Annotated in this window: 15 protein-coding genes; 11 read left to right on the top strand and 4 right to left on the bottom strand. The window is 39.6% G+C overall.

Translation table 11 applies throughout. The annotated features are described in order from the left end of the window. Nucleotide 1 precedes the first annotated feature (1 nt). Nucleotides 2–1,018 (top strand): 2-oxoacid:ferredoxin oxidoreductase subunit beta, encoded by a 1,017-nt coding sequence (locus NMU02_RS00735; protein ID WP_255025149.1) that lies wholly within the window; start codon nt 2–4, stop codon nt 1,016–1,018. Nucleotides 1,019–1,089: 71 nt separating this feature from the next. Here NMU02_RS00735 and NMU02_RS00730 read toward each other — a convergent pair whose 3' ends face one another. Beyond that, entirely contained in the window at nt 1,090–1,848 is a 759-nt protein-coding gene (locus tag NMU02_RS00730; protein ID WP_255025148.1) for a GDSL-type esterase/lipase family protein, read from the bottom strand. 27 nt (nt 1,849–1,875) lie between these two features. Continuing rightward, the gene (mnmA, locus tag NMU02_RS00725; RefSeq protein WP_255025147.1) at nt 1,876–2,928 is read right to left on the bottom strand and encodes a tRNA 2-thiouridine(34) synthase MnmA; all 1,053 of its coding nucleotides are present in this window, start codon (nt 2,926–2,928) and stop codon (nt 1,876–1,878) included. A gap of 71 nt (nt 2,929–2,999) precedes the next feature. Between mnmA and NMU02_RS00720 the strand changes: the two genes are divergently transcribed. Next, nucleotides 3,000–3,689, top strand: coding sequence for an HAD family hydrolase (locus NMU02_RS00720; protein WP_255025146.1), 690 nt, complete (start codon nt 3,000–3,002; stop codon nt 3,687–3,689). 3 nt (nt 3,690–3,692) lie between these two features. On the opposite strand, the gene NMU02_RS00715 is transcribed toward NMU02_RS00720, so the two are convergent. Next, nucleotides 3,693–4,916 carry a M16 family metallopeptidase gene (locus NMU02_RS00715; protein WP_255025145.1) on the bottom strand — a complete coding sequence of 408 codons (1,224 nt, stop codon included), beginning with the start codon at nt 4,914–4,916 and terminating at the stop codon, nt 3,693–3,695. Between the two features lie 167 nt (nt 4,917–5,083). On the opposite strand from NMU02_RS00715, the gene NMU02_RS00710 reads away from it, so the two are divergent. The 7 genes from NMU02_RS00710 (at nt 5,084) to NMU02_RS00680 (ending at nt 14,507) form a co-directional block, all read left to right on the top strand. Next, nucleotides 5,084–5,638, top strand: coding sequence for an LOG family protein (locus NMU02_RS00710; protein WP_255025144.1), 555 nt, complete (start codon nt 5,084–5,086; stop codon nt 5,636–5,638). 11 nt (nt 5,639–5,649) lie between these two features. Then, nucleotides 5,650–6,264, top strand: coding sequence for an SIS domain-containing protein (locus NMU02_RS00705; RefSeq protein WP_290427090.1), 615 nt, complete (start codon nt 5,650–5,652; stop codon nt 6,262–6,264). Nucleotides 6,265–6,283: 19 nt separating this feature from the next. Continuing rightward, nucleotides 6,284–7,216 (top strand): carbohydrate kinase family protein, encoded by a 933-nt coding sequence (locus NMU02_RS00700; protein ID WP_255025143.1) that lies wholly within the window; start codon nt 6,284–6,286, stop codon nt 7,214–7,216. 111 nt (nt 7,217–7,327) lie between these two features. Further along, nucleotides 7,328–8,383 carry a tyrosine-protein phosphatase gene (locus NMU02_RS00695; protein WP_255025142.1) on the top strand — a complete coding sequence of 352 codons (1,056 nt, stop codon included), beginning with the start codon at nt 7,328–7,330 and terminating at the stop codon, nt 8,381–8,383. A gap of 217 nt (nt 8,384–8,600) precedes the next feature. Then, nucleotides 8,601–10,373, top strand: a complete 1,773-nt coding sequence (locus NMU02_RS00690; protein WP_255025141.1) for a DEAD/DEAH box helicase — start codon at nt 8,601–8,603, stop codon at nt 10,371–10,373. 164 nt (nt 10,374–10,537) lie between these two features. After that, the gene (locus NMU02_RS00685; protein ID WP_255025140.1) at nt 10,538–12,856 is read left to right on the top strand and encodes a GH92 family glycosyl hydrolase; all 2,319 of its coding nucleotides are present in this window, start codon (nt 10,538–10,540) and stop codon (nt 12,854–12,856) included. Between the two features lie 133 nt (nt 12,857–12,989). Then, nucleotides 12,990–14,507 (top strand): GH3 auxin-responsive promoter family protein, encoded by a 1,518-nt coding sequence (locus tag NMU02_RS00680; protein WP_255025441.1) that lies wholly within the window; start codon nt 12,990–12,992, stop codon nt 14,505–14,507. A gap of 97 nt (nt 14,508–14,604) precedes the next feature. On the opposite strand, the gene NMU02_RS00675 is transcribed toward NMU02_RS00680, so the two are convergent. Further along, entirely contained in the window at nt 14,605–16,665 is a 2,061-nt protein-coding gene (locus tag NMU02_RS00675; protein WP_255025139.1) for an acetate--CoA ligase family protein, read from the bottom strand. Between the two features lie 144 nt (nt 16,666–16,809). Here NMU02_RS00675 and metG point away from each other — a divergent pair, with 144 nt between their 5' ends. Further along, complete coding sequence (gene metG / locus NMU02_RS00670) at nt 16,810–18,849, top strand: methionine--tRNA ligase (protein WP_255025137.1); 2,040 nt, start codon at nt 16,810–16,812, stop codon at nt 18,847–18,849. 15 nt (nt 18,850–18,864) lie between these two features. After that, nucleotides 18,865–20,304 (top strand): lipopolysaccharide biosynthesis protein, encoded by a 1,440-nt coding sequence (locus NMU02_RS00665; RefSeq protein WP_255025136.1) that lies wholly within the window; start codon nt 18,865–18,867, stop codon nt 20,302–20,304. Nucleotides 20,305–20,426 lie beyond the last annotated feature (122 nt).

Here is a 20,426-nt window from a genome sequence, read left to right as displayed (position 1 = left end):
GATGGACAATAACATGACATACACAGCTAAAGATTTTAAGAGTGATCAATATGTGCGTTGGTGCCCCGGCTGTGGCGACCATGCTATTGTAAGTACTTTACAGAAAGCAATGGCCGAATTAGGTGTCGCGCCGCATATGACTGCGGTAATCTCAGGTATCGGTTGTTCTTCCCGTTTGCCCTATTATATGAATACATACGGCTTTCATACCATACACGGACGTGCTGCGGCTATCGCTACCGGAGTAAAAGTAGCCAATCCCGAACTTACAGTATGGCAGATCAGCGGCGACGGTGACGGACTGGCTATCGGAGGAAATCATTTTATTCATGCCGTACGTAGAAATGTAGATCTTAATATTTTATTATTAAACAATAAAATATATGGCCTCACCAAAGGACAGTATTCTCCCACTTCCGACCGTGGAGCTATTACGAAATCATCTCCTTACGGCACAGTAGAAGATCCTTTTATCCCGGCAGAACTCGTATTCGGGGCACGAGGAAATTTTTTCGCCCGCTCTATCGATGTAGACCTGGCTACGACAAAAGAAGTTTTGGTTGAAGCCGCAAAACATAAAGGAACATCCGTAGTAGAAGTATTACAGAATTGCGTTATTTTTAATGACAAGATTCATAATTATATTGCTGACAGAGAATTTCGTGCCGAACGTACTATTCATCTGAAACAAGGTGAAAAAATGCTTTTCGGACAAAATAATAACAAGGGGTTAATCCTCGACGGCTTCGACCTGAAAGCCGTTACAATAGGCGAAAATGGGATAACACTGGATGATATACTCATACATGACGCAACTACTCCAGATAATTTTCTGCATCAGCGGCTTGCAATGATGAACGGCAAAGAACTTCCTATGGCCGTTGGCGTTATACGATCTACCAAATCTCCGGTATATGACCGGGAAGTAGAGACACAAATCGCTTCGGTACGCTCAGAGAAAAAAGTAAACAATCTCCGCGAATTACTCTTGAAAGGTGAAACCTGGGAAGTAAAATAAAATATTAAGTAACATTAAAAAGGGTATTTATAAATACCCTTTTTAATGTTACTTAATTCTTTTAATATCCTTTATTTTTTTAATTCCTCATTCATACGTTTTGCAATAGCTTTTGCCCAAAAATCACCTAATTTTTCCGCACCTTCCGCATTGGGATGCAAATAAAAAACACCCGAATTACCGTTTTCCGGAATCAGGTATTTTAAATGATTCTTTTTAAAATAGGAATATGCTTTCTTATCGCCGACAAACACTCGTCCCGGATGTGCCGCTTCAAGAGCTTTCAACTTCGGAGTATACGTTTTCAAACGCGCCAATCCTTCGGACAAATAGATAGAACCGTTATGCGTATTGGGACTATACCATATAGGACGGTGTATGATAATCGTGGAATTAGAATACCGAGATAATAAACTATCGATAATAACTTCCATGTTTTTATAGTACTGATCGGGTGAAACCGGCGCTCCCGTCGTACCTGCAACGGCACTGTCATTAGTCCCCAGCATAACCGAAAACACAAGCGGTTTTCCTGTAGCATAAAAATGATCGGCTGCCTGAATCACAGGAGAGAATAAATGCCCCTGACCCGGAAGAAAATTATACGTTGTCGCCCCACTTACACCACAATTTACCGACTTTACGATAAAACCACGTTCATTCAACAATCTGGTTGCTTGAGGAGGAGGCGCCTGTTTATCGGGATTTTCAATCTGAACTCCTTGAGTGATACTATTACCGATAAATACAATATTAAACTCTATCGGGTGAGCTGCCTCAATCCCCATAACGACTAACCATGCAATAAGTGTAAGAAAAATGTGTTTCATATATAAGCGTTTATACAAATAGTAATTTTATTCTGAATAATTGATAATACCGCCCCCCAACAATACTTCACCCCTATAAAATGCAGCTGCCTGACCGGGTGCTACCGAGTGTTCGGGATCCAGCAATTCTACAATAGCGCATTGCCCATCGAGAAGATTTACAATACAAGAACTTTGCTGTTTACGATAACGTATTTTGCACACAACCGGACTATTATCAAGAAAATCTGATTGTGAGATATAATGTACGTTTTTCAAATAAATACGAGTCTTATACATATTTTGTAAAGGAGCTAAAATTACGCGATTATTAGCCTGATCTAATTCTTTTACATACATAGGGCGATTAAGATTCAACCCCAATCCCCTACGTTGTCCGACCGTATAAAAAGGATACCCTTTGTGTTTCCCTAATATTTTACCCTGTTCATCTTCAAAAAAACCAGGGAGAATCTTTCCGGATTGTACATTTTCTTTTAGAAAAAGACGATAATTACCTTTACAAAAACAAATTCCCAAACTATCTTTCCGAATAGAAATACGCTCGAGACCAGCAGTACGGACTAATTCTCGTACCTCAGCTTTATACATATTCCCCAATGGGAAAATCGCACGCCGGAGAATCTCATTTCCCAATCCCCACAAAAAAAAGGATTGATCCTTATCTTTATCGGTTCCGGTATGAATATATATTTTCCCTTCTATCTCGACACTCTGCACATAATGACCGGTCGCAATATAAAATATATCCAATTCATCGGCAATTTTAACGAGTAAAGGCCATTTAAACGTATTATTACAACGAATACATGGAACCGGAGTTCGTGCCGACATATATTCGCGAATGAAGTATAAAACGATATGATGCTTGAATCCTTCGCGCACATCATATACAAAATGTCGAATGTTAAGTTTACGGGCTGTTTCGACGGCGTCATCGAGATAAGACGTATCACCATCGGCATCGAAAAACCGGAATGTCACCCCTATTACCTCGAATCCCTGTTTCTGAAGAAGAACGGCTGCTCCTGCACTATCGGTACCCCCGCTCATTCCTAACAAGACCCGTTTTTTATCCATGAAAAAATCAGTTTCTAACAAAAACAAATTTACAAAAACTTTCTACCTTTGCGATAATTACAAAAAAGAAAATGGGAACAAAATTAAAAACAATTATTTTCGATGCAGACGATACTTTATGGGAAAATGAAATCTTTTTTCGTGAATCGGAAAAAAAATTCTGTAAATTATTAGGTGATTTCGCACCTCCTCATAAAGTCATCGAAACATTACTGGAATCGGAAATGAGCACATTAAATATATATGGTTATGGAATAAAGGGATTTGTTCTGTGTATGATACGTACAGCCCTTCAATTATGTGGAGAGGGACTTACCGCAACTATGACACGGGAAATCATAGAGATCGGTAACCGGCAACTCAAACATCCGGTAAAAGTATATGACGGAGTAAAGGAGACTCTTGAGTTTTTGCATGGCCGTTATGATTTACTGTTGGCAACAAAGGGTGACCCAACAGATCAGAATAGAAAAATCGAAGCTTCGGGATTACAACACTATTTCTCTCACATCGAAATAATGCCCGATAAAAAAATAGATAACTATAAATCTTTAGCTAACCGTACCGGTATCGAAATTAAGACGACCGCTATGGTTGGGAATTCTTTACGATCGGATATTTTACCGGTACTCGAACTCGGTGGATACGGTATTTATATCCCTTGCCAGGAAACATGGGCACATGAAATTGCCGAGAAGCCGGCCAAATCAAACCGATTTTTCGAATTAGATTCTATTAAAGAGCTGATAAAAGTTATTTGATGATTAATGGTAAATAAGAGTAGAAAGTCTCTTTTCATCGAAAATTTCATTAGCTACCTCCAATAAATCCCGAGAAGTGACCTCTTCGATACGATGATAAAATTCGGACAAAGTATCGTAACGATTAAAATGTAAAAAAGATTTTCCAAGCCCCAATGCCATGCTCTCTTTATTATCGGTACCTACCCCTAATTGGCCACATAATTGTTTCTTTGCTAAAGATAATTGCGATGTGGTCAACGATACGTCCCGTAATCGCTTTAATTCTTTATATACCAACTTCAGACAACAGTCGATATTTTTCGGATCGGTACCAAAATAAATCGTAAACACTCCCGTATCGGTAAAAGAAGTCAAAGATGATTCTACCGTATATACATAACCTCTTTTTTCCCGTAACGAAACATTGAGCCGACTATTCATACCAGGCCCTCCCAATAAATTATTCAAAAGGTACAAAGCTGTACGTCTCTTATCGAACATATCGAAAGCTCGCGTACCGATAAGCGCATGAGCCTGAAAAGTTTCTTTACCCTCGGTATGCAAAAACGGGATATACTCTCCAGGAGCCGTCCTTTCCTGAATACTCGATATTGCAACAGCATCACCCATGTATTTTTCGACAAACGAAATTACTTTCTTTTCAGGAGAACTACCCATATAAAAAAATACCATATTACCGGGATGATAATTTCTAAGAAGGAAATCACGTCCCACCTCAGAATTGAAACCCGATAGAGTTTTTTCATCTCCTAAAATATTATGACCCAAAGGGTGTCCGGAAAAAAGCAAATCTTCGAATTCATCATATATCAGTTCAGCCGGATTATCCCTATACGAATTTATCTCATCTATAATTACTTCTACTTCACGATCGATTTCATTTTTAGGAAAAATAGAATTACGAACCAAATCAGATAACAATTCGACAGCTCTTTCGAGATGTTCTTTCATAAATACCGAATAAATCAGGGTTTCTTCTTTTGCTGTGTACGCATTTAATTCACCTCCTACATTTTCCATACGATTGAGTATGTGCCAGGATTTACGATGCCTCGTTCCCTTAAAAATCATATGTTCGGTAAAATGCGCTATTCCAGCTTCATCGGGACGCTCGTCTCTGGTGCCGGTATTTACAGCGAACCCACAATACGAAACCGAAGAATCCGTAGGCAAACAGACGATTCGCAGACCGTTTGCAAGAGTATATGTATCATATTTTTCCATCGTCTGCAAAGGTAATGACAAAACGAATTATCTATTTCAAAAAATCATTTTTTATTATTTTCATAAAACATACCTATATTAACCGAAGACAATATTTCTATCTCACAGAATAAAAATTATGAATAAAAAAACATATCTTCGTCCATATTTTTATTGCAAATAATAATATGATTCACACGATTGGCCTTTTTTGTTCTTCGGAAAACGAAATCGATACCATTTATTTCGATGAAGCCGTTTCATTGGGGCGATTTATCGGGGAAAATAAATTACGTCTGATATATGGCGGGGCAAATGTAGGTCTCATGGAAGAAACGGCCCGGAATGTAAAACTCTACGGCGGCTATATGACAGGGGTTATTACCGAAAAAATATCGGGATGGGGGAAAAAGAGCAAATTGCCCGATCGCATGATACAGGTAAAAACTTTAGCCGAACGTAAACAGATTATGACCGAACTGGCCGATATATTTATTGCTTTACCCGGGGGATTCGGTACTCTGGATGAAATTTTCGACGTAATTGCTTCGGCTCATTTAGGATACCATTCAAAAAAAATATTATTTTGCAATACCAATGGCTTTTATGATAAATTGATTGAACAGATTGAATATTCATATCATTCGGGCTTTGCAAAAAACTCCTATCGCGACCATTATCATGTGGCAAGCAATATTACCGAATGCATAAAAATTATAAAGAAAACAAACAAAGAAATTTAAATACACATACTATGACAATACAGGAAAATATCCAGTCGATATTGAAACGCGAAGCAGAAGCGATCTTGAATCTTCCCGTTTCGGATGCTTATGAAAAAGCTGTTTCGCTCATTGTAGAGAAAATACATACACAAAAAGGAAAACTGGTTACAAGCGGTATGGGAAAAGCCGGCCAGATTGCGATGAATATAGCTACGACATTTTGTTCAACTGGTATTCCATCCGTCTTTTTACATCCGAGTGAAGCCCAGCACGGCGACTTGGGTGTACTACAGGAAAACGACTTAATGCTGGTAATCTCCAATTCGGGAAAAACACGAGAAATACTCGAATTACTGACATTAACAAAACGATTGTATCCCGATATGAAATTTATCGTTATTACCGGAAACAACAATAGTGAACTTGCAAAACAGGCCGACGCTTGTCTTTATACCGGTTCACCCGAAGAAGTATGTCCACTGAGGCTCACTCCTACTACCTCTACGACGATGATGACTGTTATCGGAGATATACTGGTGGTTAACACGATGCTGGCTACTGGATTCGACTGTAAACAATACGCATTACGACATCACGGCGGATATTTGGGACAACTATCCCGTCAACAAAGCAATAACGATTAATCATTAAAAACGATCTGTTATGCGTAAAATTATAGGGATCGGAGAAACCATTCTCGATATCATCTTTAAAAACAATCAACCAACCAAAGCTTTACCGGGAGGTTCGGTATTCAACGCAATGGTATCCTTAGGCAGGTTGCAAATACCTGTAAATTTTATTTCGGAACTCGGTCAGGATTATGTCGGAGAAATTGCTCTTTCTTTTATGCGCGAAAACAACATTTCTACCGATTATATCGATATTTTCTGCGATGGAAAATCTCCAGTTTCCCTCGCTTTCCTAAATGACGAAAACGATGCTCGGTATATGTTTTACACTCAATACCCGACTCAACGACTCAACGTGGTCTGGCCCCGTATCGATGCCGATGATATCCTGATTTTAGGTTCGTTTTACGCTGTCAATCCCGCACTAAGGAGTCGTATCGTAGAATTTCTCGATTACGCACGCACCCGTAAAGCGATTATTTATTATGATCCCAATTTTAGAAAATCACACTCCCATGAGGCCATGAAAGTAATGCCTTCTATTTTAGAGAATTTAGAATATGCAGACATTGTCAGAGGTTCTGACGAAGATTTCGAAACCCTTTTCCACCAAAACGACAGTAATAAAATTTACAAAGACCACATTAAGTTTTATTGTCCTAATTTTATTCATACTCACGGACAAAGAGGAGTAGATATGTTCGTTCCTGCCGGCAATCGCCACTTCGATGCCCGAGAAGCCAAAGTGATAAGTACTATCGGAGCCGGAGATAACTTCAATGCAGGAATATTATACGGACTACTTAAAAATAATGTAACTCTCGACCAATTATACGACCTTTCCATCGATATATGGACACAAATAATAAACTGCGCTCTCGATTTCTCTACCGAGGTATGTACATCATACGACAACTATATTTCATTAACATTTGCCAAACGACTACTCGAAGAAAACAGATAACATCTTAATTTGCAAGAAACTCTATTATATATTAAATAAATAAAACCATTTATTCCAAATGCATCCTCTTTTATATATTTGTCTCCGGATAATAATATATAGAGGATTTCCATGCATAATTACATCGTATTTTTGTTGTTCCTGACTTTTGTTTCCTGCAGATCTACTCCACCCGAAATAGAAGTAGTCTGTGAATCAGATGAAAATTTTGAGTATATCCTTAAATGGGATGTTTATCCTCAGACAGAAGGAAATGTAAAAATCTATACTTCTGTAAATCCCGACAAATTCGATATTCAATCTCCTCCATTGGCTGAATGCCCTATTTCCGACGGATCGGTACGGGTAACCGCCGGAAAAAACATGATGCGACATTACTTTCTTTTGTGTTTCGATCACAAATATGACAAAATTGTGGGAATTCGCGCCCCTAAACTAAACTACATACAAAATTTTAGGGATTTAGGAGGATATGAAACCCAGCAAAAAAAATATATCCGCTGGGGTAAAATTTTCCGTTCGGGAAGCCTCGATTCCCTCGATTATCTGAGTTCCCGCAGATTAAACCTGATGGGAATACGCACCCTAATCGATTTTAGGACAACCGATAAATTCAGAACCCCTCCCGGTAGCATTCAGCTCGAGAATGTTATCAACCTTCCCGTTAACACACCCTGTAGTTATGTTATACGGGATAAAGTACACAATAACGAACTCAGAAGAGGAGATGCAATCATCTATATGCAAGATTTTTATATGGAAATCAGCCAACATTCAAAAAGCGCTTTTCGATCTATGTTTAATCAACTGCTCGTAGAAGACAATTATCCGGTTGTTCTCAGCTCGAGATACGGAAAAGATCAGGTAGGTTTTGCCGTTGCTCTTATACTTTGCGCACTCGATGTTCCCAAACAACAGATCATTGATGATTACCTACTATCTAACGATCTTGTCGATAAACGCGTATGCGATATAGATCCCACAAATCTTTCCTATGACGTTCAGGAAGCGATTACTATATTTATGTCGGCCGATCAGCGTTTTTTATCCTATACTCTCGAAAAATTGAGAAAAGAATATGGCAGCATAAACAAATATCTTGAACAAGAGCTGGGATTAACACCCGAAAAACGCCACAAACTTCAACATATATTATTGTACAACTAAATAATCCATTTCATCATAATAGATTAATCGCTAAAGAAAAACTGTAAAATATCTGTAACTTATCAGCCATAAGTCGATTATTATATTTACCTTTGTGGCCGATAAGATATCTTTAGACAAATTATAGACGAATAATTCTCCTCCAGACCCTTAGCCTTTGGGAAGGAAAATTGCCTTTTGCTATGACTCTAAAGTTATAACAAGCAATTATTATTAAATGAAAACATTTGAAGAATTAGGAATAAAGCCGGAAATTCTGAAAGCGATAACCGAGATGGGTTATGAAAATCCGATGCCGGTACAAGAACAAGTTATTCCGCAATTATTGGGTGAAAACACCGATATGGTGGCATTAGCCCAAACAGGTACAGGGAAAACAGCCGCTTTCGGTTTGCCCGTTATCCAGAAAATAGACCTGAAGTACAACCAACCTCAAGCTCTGATTTTAAGTCCGACCCGCGAATTATGTCTTCAGATCGCCAGCGATCTTACCGACTATTCGAAATATGTCAACGGCCTGAAAATTCTTCCGGTATACGGAGGGTCGAGTATCGAAAGTCAGATAAAATCGCTAAAAAAAGGTGTACACATCGTCGTGGCTACACCAGGACGTTTACTCGATTTGATGAACCGCAAAATGGTGAAACTCGAAAACGTTAACACCGTGATTATGGATGAAGCCGACGAAATGCTGAACATGGGTTTTTCGGACAGCATTAACGCTATTCTCGCCGAAGTTCCCGAAACACGCAGTATGCTGCTCTTTTCGGCCACTATGCCTGCCGAAATAGCACGTATTTCAAAAAAATACATGCATAATCCTCAAGAAATTGTAGTAGGTAGCAAAAATGAAGGGGCTGCAAACGTAAAACACGTGTACTATATGGTACACGCAAAAGACAAATATCTCGCACTGAAACGTATCGCCGATTATTATCCTAATATTTACGGGATAATTTTTTGCCGTACCCGACGTGAAACACAGGAAATCGCAGATCAACTGATACAAGACGGCTACAATGCCGACTCACTACACGGAGAACTTTCCCAAGCACAACGAGATGCGGTAATGCAAAAATTCCGCGTTAAAAACCTGCAATTACTGGTTGCAACCGATGTAGCGGCTCGAGGTCTCGATGTGGATAATCTAACTCATGTCATCAATTACGGTTTACCGGAAGATATAGAAACCTACACACACCGTAGCGGCCGTACAGGACGCGCAGGTAAAACCGGAACTTCTATCGCGATCATACACGTAAAGGAAAAAGGACGTATGCGCGATATCGAGCGTATTATCGGCAAAAAGTTTGAAAAAGGACGCATCCCGACCGGAGAACAGATATGCGAAAAACAACTTTTTAATCTGGTTGATAAAATCGAAAAAGTAAAAGTTAATGAAGAAGAGATAGCCGGTTATCTCCCCTCAATATACCGTAAACTGGAATGGTTAAGTAACGAAGACTTAATAAAACGGGTCGTATCTTTGGAATTCAACCGGTTGCTCGATTACTATGCCGACGCTAAAGAACTGGATATCCCCGACGAAAAAGGTCGTGGTGAAAAAACAGGTAAAAACGACTTCAACGATCGGACAAAAAGAAGCCGGAAAGCGGAAGCGGGTTATACCCGATTGTTTATTAACTTAGGAAAAACCGACGGTTTATATCCCAATACCCTAATCGAATTAATTAACAATAACGTAAGGGGCAGAGCTAATATCGGTAAAATCGACCTTCTGACAAATTTCTCATTTTTCGAAGTAGAAGACGACGATGTAAGAAACGTTCTTTCCGGATTAAACAACACCGACTTTTCCGGTAGAAGGGTTTCAGTTGAAGTCGCATCTGAGAACGGTTCTTCGCATGAAAACGGACGAGGGAGAAAACGGGGAAATGGAGATTATAAAGGAGGAAAAAGAGCCTTCACCAACCGCGATAACGATAAACGCGCGAATCGCAGAAAATCGGAACAAAAACGCAGGAAATAAGATAATTAGAAAAAGTCATATTCAAAAAAATCCCCGGAATATAAAATATTTTCGGGGATTTTTTTGAAGACATGGTTTTATCTAAAAATATACTATCTTTGTTTACTATTCGTTCAGTAAACGAATGGCGAATTTTAACCCGACCTTAATCCTATATCGTTACAATGAAATTTTATTTTTCTTTTCTCCTGGCTATTTATTTAATTTTTACGGCTTATCCGTCTCAAGCGGAAAACCCTCGAAAATACGAACGTTATGTAAACCCTTTTATAGGGGCTACTACCAATACAAAAGCGTCGAGAACCTATCACGGATTAGGAAAAACATTTCCTGGAGCCGCCACTCCATTCGGAATGGTACAACTTAGCCCCAACACCATTACAGGAGGAGACAATGGCTCGGGATACAGTTATGAACACACAACGATAGAAGGCTTCGCTTTTACCCAAATGAGCGGAGTTGGTTGGTATGGCGATTTAGGTAACTTCCTCGTTATGCCGACAACTGGTCCGTTAAAAACATTTGCAGGGACAGAAAAAGAACCGGAAGACGGTTACCGTTCGACTTATGATAAAAGCTCGGAAAAAGCATCTGCCGGTTACTATTCCGTATTTCTCTCCGATTACCAAATATATGCCGAAGCAACAGCGGCGCCTCATAGCGGTATATTATGCTTTACTTTTCCGGAAAGCGACCAGTCCCGGATACAGATCGATCTGGCACGCCGAGTTGGCGGAACATCAACATTTCAAAGCATAGAAATCGTCAATGAATATACTATAAAAGGATATATGAAATGTACTCCCCAAGGAGGAGGATGGGGTAATGGAGAAGGGAAAGCAGACTATACGGTATTCTTTTATGCACAGTTTTCGAAACCTTTCGACACTTATGGTATTTGGTCTGCTAATATACCCGACAAAAAATCCCGTAAGCTCGAAGACATAGTAAGTGCCGAATACAGAGAATATATCAAAAATGCAGATATATATCCTAAAGTAAATTCATTTCAGGGAAAACACCTCGGCTTTTATGCCGGTTACAAAACTCATAAAAATGAAAAAATCTTACTGAAAACCGGCATTTCTTTTACAAGCATTGAAAACGCAGAGAAAAATCTGAAACAGGAAATAAAAGGTTGGGATTTTTCTCAGGTTCACAGAAACGCCGAGAAGTTATGGCACGAAAATTTAGGGAAAATAAAAATAGAAGGAGGTACATACGATGACAAAGTCGTTTTTTATACCGCATTATACCATACCTTAATCGATCCCCGTACATGTAGCGACATCAATGGGGAATACCGGGGAGCAGACGGGAAAATATATGTTTCGGATCGGTTCGATAAACGCACCATTTTTAGTGGATGGGATGTCTTCAGAGCTCAAATGCCATTACAAACTATCATAAATCCCCGGGTAGTAAACGACTTGCTGAATTCACTTATCGAATTGGCAGACCAATCTGGAAAACAATATTATGAAAGATGGGAATTTCTTAATGCATATAGCGGATGCATGTTGGGAAACCCGGCAATTTCGGTACTTTGCGATGCATATTCTAAAGGAATAAAAGACTACGATACAAATAAGGCATACCAATATGCTGTCAACTCATCGAATTTTTTCGGGAACCAACCTTTAGGGTTTACACCCGGCAACAGTGCAATATCACATACGCTCGAATATGCCTATACCGATTGGTGCTTGTCTCAACTGGCACACTGGATGGGAAAAATCGATGAAAGCAAACAATATGAAGATAAATCGCAAGCATACCGACATGTTTTCGATAAAGATTACGGGTGGTTCAGGCCACGCAACGCTAACGGAAAATGGATGGATATCCCAGAAAACGGACGATTACAAGAAGCTTACGGTTGTGTAGAATGTAATCCTTATCAGCAAGGATGGTTTGTTCCTCATGATATAGAAGGCATGATTTCCCTGATGGGTGGAAAAGAAAAGGTTATAGACGATTTAATAACTATGTTTGAAAATACACCTGACGATTTTTTATGGAATCAATTTTATAACCATGCAAACGAACCGGTACATCACATACCTTTCCTTTTCAACAAAGTAGGAAAACCTAGCCTTACCCAGAAATACACCCGTACGATCTGTGAAAAGGCTTACAAAAATTCGGTAATGGGGCTGGTTGGAAATGAAGATGTAGGGCAAATGTCTGCCTGGTATATCATGGCAGCATCGGGTATCTATCCCGTTTGTCCGGGGGATGGAAAATACGAAATTACCAGTCCTGTTTTCGACAAAATCACATTTACATTAGACAAACAATATGCCGACGGGAAATCATTTACTATTATCGCAAGAAATAATTCTTCCCGAAACGTTTACATACAGGAAGCCAAATTAAACGGAAAAACTCTTGACCGTAGCTATATTACACACGAAGAAATAATCGCCGGAGCGACTTTGGAACTTACGATGGGACCAGAACCGTCGGAATGGGGAGAATAGTTCGTTATCCAATATAATAAGTTATAATAAACTATTCTCTCACAAACACACTCACAGGCTTTTTATTTAACAAAACCGGTTGTACTACTGGCAATATTTACTTAAATTTGTACCTGTATTTTAAAAAATGAAAATGAATACTACTTGGATTCTCCGCCGTATTTTTTCATCCCGACAAAAAGAAATCGCATTATACGGGAAATACGGCAAAGAAATACAGCAAAACCAGTTAAAAAATTTACTGGAGACTGCAAAAAATACCGAAATAGGACAAAAATATCATTTCGGCTCTATTTCTGAATATAAAACTTTTTCCGAACAGGTGCCCCTAATCACCTATGAGGAGTTAAAACCATATGTCGAAAGATTACAAAAAGGAGAAAAAAACCTGATATGGCCATCTCCGATAAAATGGTTTGCCAAGTCATCCGGGACCACTAACGATAAAAGTAAATTTATTCCGGTAAGTAAAGAAGCCCTTAAAGATTGTCATTACAGAGGTGGGAAAGATTGCGTGGCTCTTTATCTTCAAATGAATCCAGAAAGTCGTTTTCTCACAGGAAAAGGGCTTATCTTAGGAGGAAGTCACAATGTAAGTGCTTTATCCGATCATTGTTATTGCGGAGACCTATCGGCAGTACTTATACAAAATATAAGCCCTCTCATAAACCTGATACGTACTCCGAGTAAAAAAATAGCCTTGATGTCTGAATGGGAATCGAAACTCGAGGCCATTAGTAATGCTACCATAAATGCTCATATTACGAATCTCTCCGGAGTACCTTCCTGGTTTTTAGTTTTAATAAAACTAATTTTAAATAAAACCGGGAAGCAATATCTGACCGAAGTATGGCCCGACTTAGAGGTGTTCTTTCACGGAGGGATTAGTTTCGACCCCTATCGTTCTCAATATAAAGAACTTATTCCTTCTGAAAAGATGCATTATGTTGAAACCTACAATGCATCGGAAGGTTTCTTTGCCGTACAAAATGAACTATCAGATCCGGGAATGCTGTTGATGATCGACCTCGGCATTTTTTTCGAATTTATTCCTCTTGAAGAAATCAACCATGAGCACCCGCTTACATTACCGATATGGGAAGTTGAAAAAGGGAAAAATTATGCTTTGGTAATAACGACTAACAGCGGATTATGGCGTTATCAAACCGGAGACACTGTAAAAGTAACATCTGTATCTCCACTTAAAATCGTTATTTCTGGACGGACGAAACATTTCATCAACGCTTTCGGAGAAGAACTTATGGTCGACAATGCAGAGAAAGGTCTATCTCGCACCTGTGAAGAGACGGGTGCCATTGTGTCGAACTATACTGCCGCACCAGTATTTATGTCGGATAAAACGAAAGGACGGCACCAATGGTTGATCGAATTTGAAAAAAGGCCCGAATCGATAGAAGAATTTGCTGATCGACTGGATAAAACCCTACAAGAACTTAATTCGGATTATGAGGCAAAACGCTACAAAGGCATCGCTCTAAGTCCGCTCGAAATCATTCCGGCCCGTAAAGATCTGTTTCACGACTGGCTGAAAAAAAAGGGAAAACTCGGCGGCCAGCACAAAGTTCCCCGTTTAAGTAATCATCGAAAATATATCGACGAACTATTAGAGATGAATAATATAAAGGAATAATTACGAAGCAAAAGTTATAAAAGGTCATTGCAGCCTTTAAGAAAACCCCGGTATAATTAAATTATTAAACCGGGGCTTTCTTATACAGATTACTGCTTTATTTTTCTATTCTGATACGTGCATCAACAGCAATAATCCCCTTTTCTGTCGCCAAAAGCGGATTTATATCCATCTCTTTTATCTCGGTTGCAAACCTCAGTAACGTCGATAACCTTACGATAATCTCGGCAAATTGCACTTCATCGATAGGAGCCTCTCCTCTTACTCCCCGAAACATTTTATACGCCCGTAAAGAACGGATCATCGACAACGCTTCGCCGGTACTTAACGGAGCAAGGCCTGAGGCTACATCTCTCAGTATTTCTACAAAGATTCCTCCCAGTCCACAGAGAATCACATGCCCGAAACGGTCTTCGTACTTAGCCCCTACAAACAATTCTTTACCGGCTAACATCGGTTGTATCATAATTCCCGTAACTTCCGGAAGCTTTATCATACGATCGAACTCGATTTCTAAATGGTGTTCTGATCGAATATTCAGCACCACCCCTCCCACATCGGTCTTATGTATGGGGCCGACGACTTTAGCAACAATAGGAAATCCCATTTTTTTTGCTTCGGCCAACACTTCTTCTCTCTGTCCCGAAACAAATTCGGGAACGACAGGTATCCCTGCCGACCATAGCAATTCTTGGATATAATCATGCGAAAGATAGCCATTTTCATCGATTCCATCGATTATTTTACGTATATGAGGAACATCTACACCATATAATTCGATCCCTTCATTAGAAGGTTTAGAGGCATTACAAACCCGGCTAACTGCCGTTGCCAGTTCTACTTCATCCGAAAAGTTCACATGTCCTTTTTTCAGAAAAAAAGAAACTTCCTTACCTGCAGTTACCACCGAAGGCAGAATCGGGAAAATCGGCTTGGTACATTCTTCCATCTTCCGATGCAATACCTCATAAGCATCATACATTTTTACCAAACCGGGACTTCCGAAGATAACAGCAATAGCATCGATTTCGGGACACTCCCTCTCACAAAAATCTATCGCAGCCTCGAGATGTTCAGGCGTACCAGTTGCCAATATATCGATAGGATTGGTAACAGAGGCACCAGGATATAACTTCTTCTTAAGTTCTACCGTTCTCTCACCTTTGATTTCGGGCACTTGCAGACCACCTTTCGAAAGTGCGTCAGTAAGCATAACAGCCGGTCCCCCGGCATGAGTAACAATCGCAAAATTACGACCCGTCACTTCTTTTAATGTAAATACACAAGCAACTGTTACCAGATCTTCCCGACTGAAACATCGTACAATTCCAGCTTTTCTGAATAATGCCTCAACCGCCAAATCTGAACTAGCCATCGCCCCTGTATGCGAAGATGCCGCCCGACTACCCGACTCTGAAGAACCGGATTTTATTGCAGCGATTTTGCATCCTTTTCTAATCAGAGAAGAAGCGTGTAATAACAAACGGTCCGGATCTTTTATATTTTCGATATACAACATTTTGATACGTGGAGAATGTTCGGGATCGAACGTACGATCAAGATACTCGAGAACATCTTCTACTCCTATCTGCGGAGCATTTCCTACCGACCACACCGAATTAAATCTCAATCCTTTTCCTACTGCGGATTCCATAATATAAACGGCCGTAGCTCCTGAGCTCGACACCATATCTACTCCTTGAGGCGACAATTCCGGAATCGGCAATGTAAACACACTTCTGTGATACAAATTCATTAATCCGATGCAATTCGGCCCAATCAAAGACGCACCGTATTTATTCACTGTATCGAGAATTTGTTTCTCATATCGCGCTCCTTCCGGTGTTTCTTCTGAAAATCCGGCCGAGATTATAATAAATGCCCGGGTATTTTTCCCAGAAGCTAGTTGTTCTACCGCCTTATTACATACAGGAGCCGGAATAGCCAGAATAGCCAAATCTACATCGGGTAACTCCTCGATCGAATGAAAACAGGGTACTCCCTGAACTTCAGTCTCTTTTGGATTTACAACATATAAATTACCGGGAAAATTACCACTTAACAGATTACGAATAATCTTTCCTCCCGGTTTTTGTACATTGTTGGAGCCGCCGATAATTACGATACTACGGGGTTCGGTCAATTCTTTATTTATCATTTGCGATGTCTTTTATTCCGATTAAAATCAAACTTCAATTCCCAAAGATAATGTTTTTGCATTTTACGCTCTCGGCTATGCAATAAAAATATCGTATATTTGCGTCTTAAAATAAATACAGTCAACCACAAAACAAGAAATCAGATGGAAAAAAATTTTAAACGGACTCTTGTGACTACGGCTCTTCCCTATGCTAACGGCCCCGTACATATCGGGCATTTGGCCGGCGTATATGTCCCAGCTGATATATACACACGATATCTGAGACTAAAAGGTGAAGATGTCATCATGATCGGCGGCTCGGACGAACACGGTGTACCCATTACTCTCAAAGCAAAAGCAGAAGGCGTATCCCCTCAAGTTGTGGTAGACCGTTATCATCATATCATCAAAAAATCATTCGAAGATTTCGGGATATCTTTCGACATCTATTCCCGTACCTCTTCTGAAACACATCATAAAACAGCATCGGAATTTTTCCGTAAATTATATGACAAAGGCGAATTCATCGAAAAAACATCTGAACAATATTATGATGAAGAAGCTCAACAATTCCTTGCCGACCGATATATTACAGGTACTTGCCCGCACTGTCACAACGAAAGAGCATACGGTGACCAATGCGAATCATGCGGAACATCATTGAACGCGACCGACCTGATAAATCCCAAATCGGCAATCAGTGGAAGTGTTCCCGTAATGAAAGAAACCAAACACTGGTATTTACCCCTCGATAAATGGGAACCGTTCCTGCGTCAATGGATACTCGAAGACCATAAAGAATGGAAAAGCAACGTTTACGGGCAATGCAAGTCATGGCTCGATATGGGGTTACAGCCCCGAGCCGTAAGCCGCGACCTCGATTGGGGAGTGCCCGTACCGGTAGAAGGTGCAAAAGGAAAAGTTTTATATGTATGGTTCGATGCTCCGATCGGTTATATTTCGAATACTAAAGAACTCTTACCCGATACTTGGGAATTATACTGGAAGGATAAAGAAACCAAACTGGTTCATTTTATCGGTAAAGATAATATCGTCTTTCATTGTATCGTTTTCCCGGCGATGCTGAAAGCTGAAGGAAGCTATATTTTACCCGATAACGTACCTGCAAATGAATTTCTTAATCTTGAAGGAGACAAAATTTCCACTTCGAGAAACTGGGCCGTATGGCTGCACGAATATCTTGAAGATTTTCCGGGAAAACAAGACGTTCTGCGTTACGTTCTTACCGCCAACGCACCCGAAACCAAAGATAACGATTTTACATGGAAAGATTTTCAGGCAAGAAATAACAACGAACTGGTCGCTATCCTGGGCAATTTTGTAAACCGATCGATGGTTCTCACCCAAAAATACTTCGAAGGAAAGGTCCCATCTCGACATCAACTTACCGAATACGACAAGCAAACCCTGTCGGAATTCGTACATGTAAAAGCCGATATGGAATCGTATCTCGATAATTACCGTTTTCGCGACGCTTTAAAAGAAGCGATGAACCTGGCCCGTATCGGGAATAAATATCTAGCCGATACCGAACCGTGGAAACTGGCTAAAACCGATATGGAAAGAGTATCTACCATACTCAACCTTTCGTTACAAATATCTGCTAACCTAGCAATCGCGTTCGAACCCTTCTTACCATTCTCTGCATGTAAGTTACGGAAAATGCTGAGAATGGAAACGGCTAATTGGGATCTGCTCGGAAGTATCGATATATTAGATGCCGATTCGCAGTTATCACAACCGGAACTGCTTTTCGAAAAAATAGAAGACTCGGTCGTAGAAGCCCAGATACAAAAACTATTGGAAACGAAAAAAGCCAATGAACTAAAAAACCATAAAGCCGCTCCTATACGGGAAAATATCGATTTTGAAACATTTACCAAACTCGATATACGCATAGGAAAAGTTCTGGAATGCCAAAAAGTACCGAAAGCCGATAAATTACTACAGTTTAAAATTGACGACGGATTAGGCGGACGTACGATTGTATCGGGAATCGCTAAGCATTATAATCCCGAAGAACTTGTCGGTAAAAACGTATGTTTTGTAGCTAACCTCGCTCCCAGGAAACTTAAAGGAATAGAGTCCCAAGGAATGATACTTTCTGCCGAAGATGCCGATGGCCGTCTGGTTGTTATAGAGCCGGCCGATGGAGTGAAGCCGGGATCGGAAGTAAAATAATAAAAACATACGGGGATGAACAATCTGAGAGTCATAGCCCGCAATGCCATTATCTGGACTGCTTTAGACAAAGTTTCTACTCAGATTGTCTCTATCGTAACAGGAATCATATTGGCCCGTATCCTGAATTCCTCTGATTACGGAATTATCGGGATGCTGGCCATTTTTACAGCTATTGCAGGAACTTGTACCGACAGTGGTTTTTCTGCAGCCTTAGTGCGCAAAAAAGAACCTACCCATAAAGATTACAGTACGATTTTTTATTTCAATACGGTAATTTCCATCTTATTATATTTTTTTCTCTATTTCTGCGCCCCCTCTATCGCACGTTTTTTTAATCAACCGATCCTGATTCCTCTTTCCCGAACTATTTTTGCAACTCTTATTATCAACTCATTAGGCTTGGTGCAAACGGCACGGCTGGTAAAAAATATAGAATTAGGTAAAATAGCCCTTATTAATTTTCTCTCACTTCTCATTTCGGGAATTACAGCTCTTTATTTCGCTTTTAAAGGATACGGCGTTTGGTCTCTAACCGCACAAATTCTATCACAAAGTATAGCTAAAACCAGTTTACTATGGATTGCGGGACATTGGTATCCAAAGCTTATTTTCTCGATGAACTCGTTTAAAGAATTATTTTCTTTCGGATCTAATTTAATGTTAGCTAATATAATAAACGCAATATTCCAAAATATATATTCCGCGTTTATCGGACGCGTATACGATAAGAATATTTTGGGATATTATACCCAGGCTAATAAATGGGCCGAAACGGGTATTACGACACTATACGGTACCGTTCAAAATGCTACTTATACCGTATTCAGCAGTATTCAGGAAGAAAAAGAACGCCTTATAAGGGCTTACCGGAAAACTATGAAACTAACTGCGTTTATAACTTTTCCCGTTCTGGCATGCCTTGCATTAGTAAGTCACCCTTTTATTTCTGTTTTACTTTCATCCAAATGGGAACCATCTACCTTATTTTTACAAATCTTATCCGTCGCCGGTATATTTACCGTATTTACGACAATAAACGGTAATTTCATAAAAATATCGGGTGAATCGAAATGGATACTTAAATTAGAAATAACCAAGATAATACTGGTAACAATAGCTCTATCTTGTACCTGGAAAATGTCGATCACTTATGTAGTAACCGGCCTAGCAGTCGTAAAAGCAATTATATACATACTGTACGTAGTCTCTACCGATAAATGTACCGGCTATAAGTGGTATCGTCAGTTACAAGATATATTTCCTTATTTAGGCTTAACCGCATTAATGATTTTCACAGCCTATCCGTTGAAATTAGTCATAAAAAATACTGTTGTTTTATTATTCCTGCAAATAACAGTCTGCGTTATTTTCTACTATTGGATAAATAAAAAACTGAATTCTGCAATCCTGAAAGAAATAAAATCCTCCTTTTCGATAAACCGGAAAGAATAAATCTCAAGATCGTAACTATGAACATCATATTTTACAAGCTTAATCGTTCATCGACTAAAGAACCCGCATAAATAATCATACATAACCACAATTAATCATATATTTGTAACGCAAATACAATT

The sequence above is a fragment of the Coprobacter tertius genome, from assembly GCF_024330105.1.
GTDB lineage: Bacteria > Bacteroidota > Bacteroidia > Bacteroidales > Coprobacteraceae > Coprobacter > Coprobacter tertius.
Note: the sequence above shows the minus strand (reverse complement) of the source record. Positions and strands in the feature narration are given on the sequence as shown.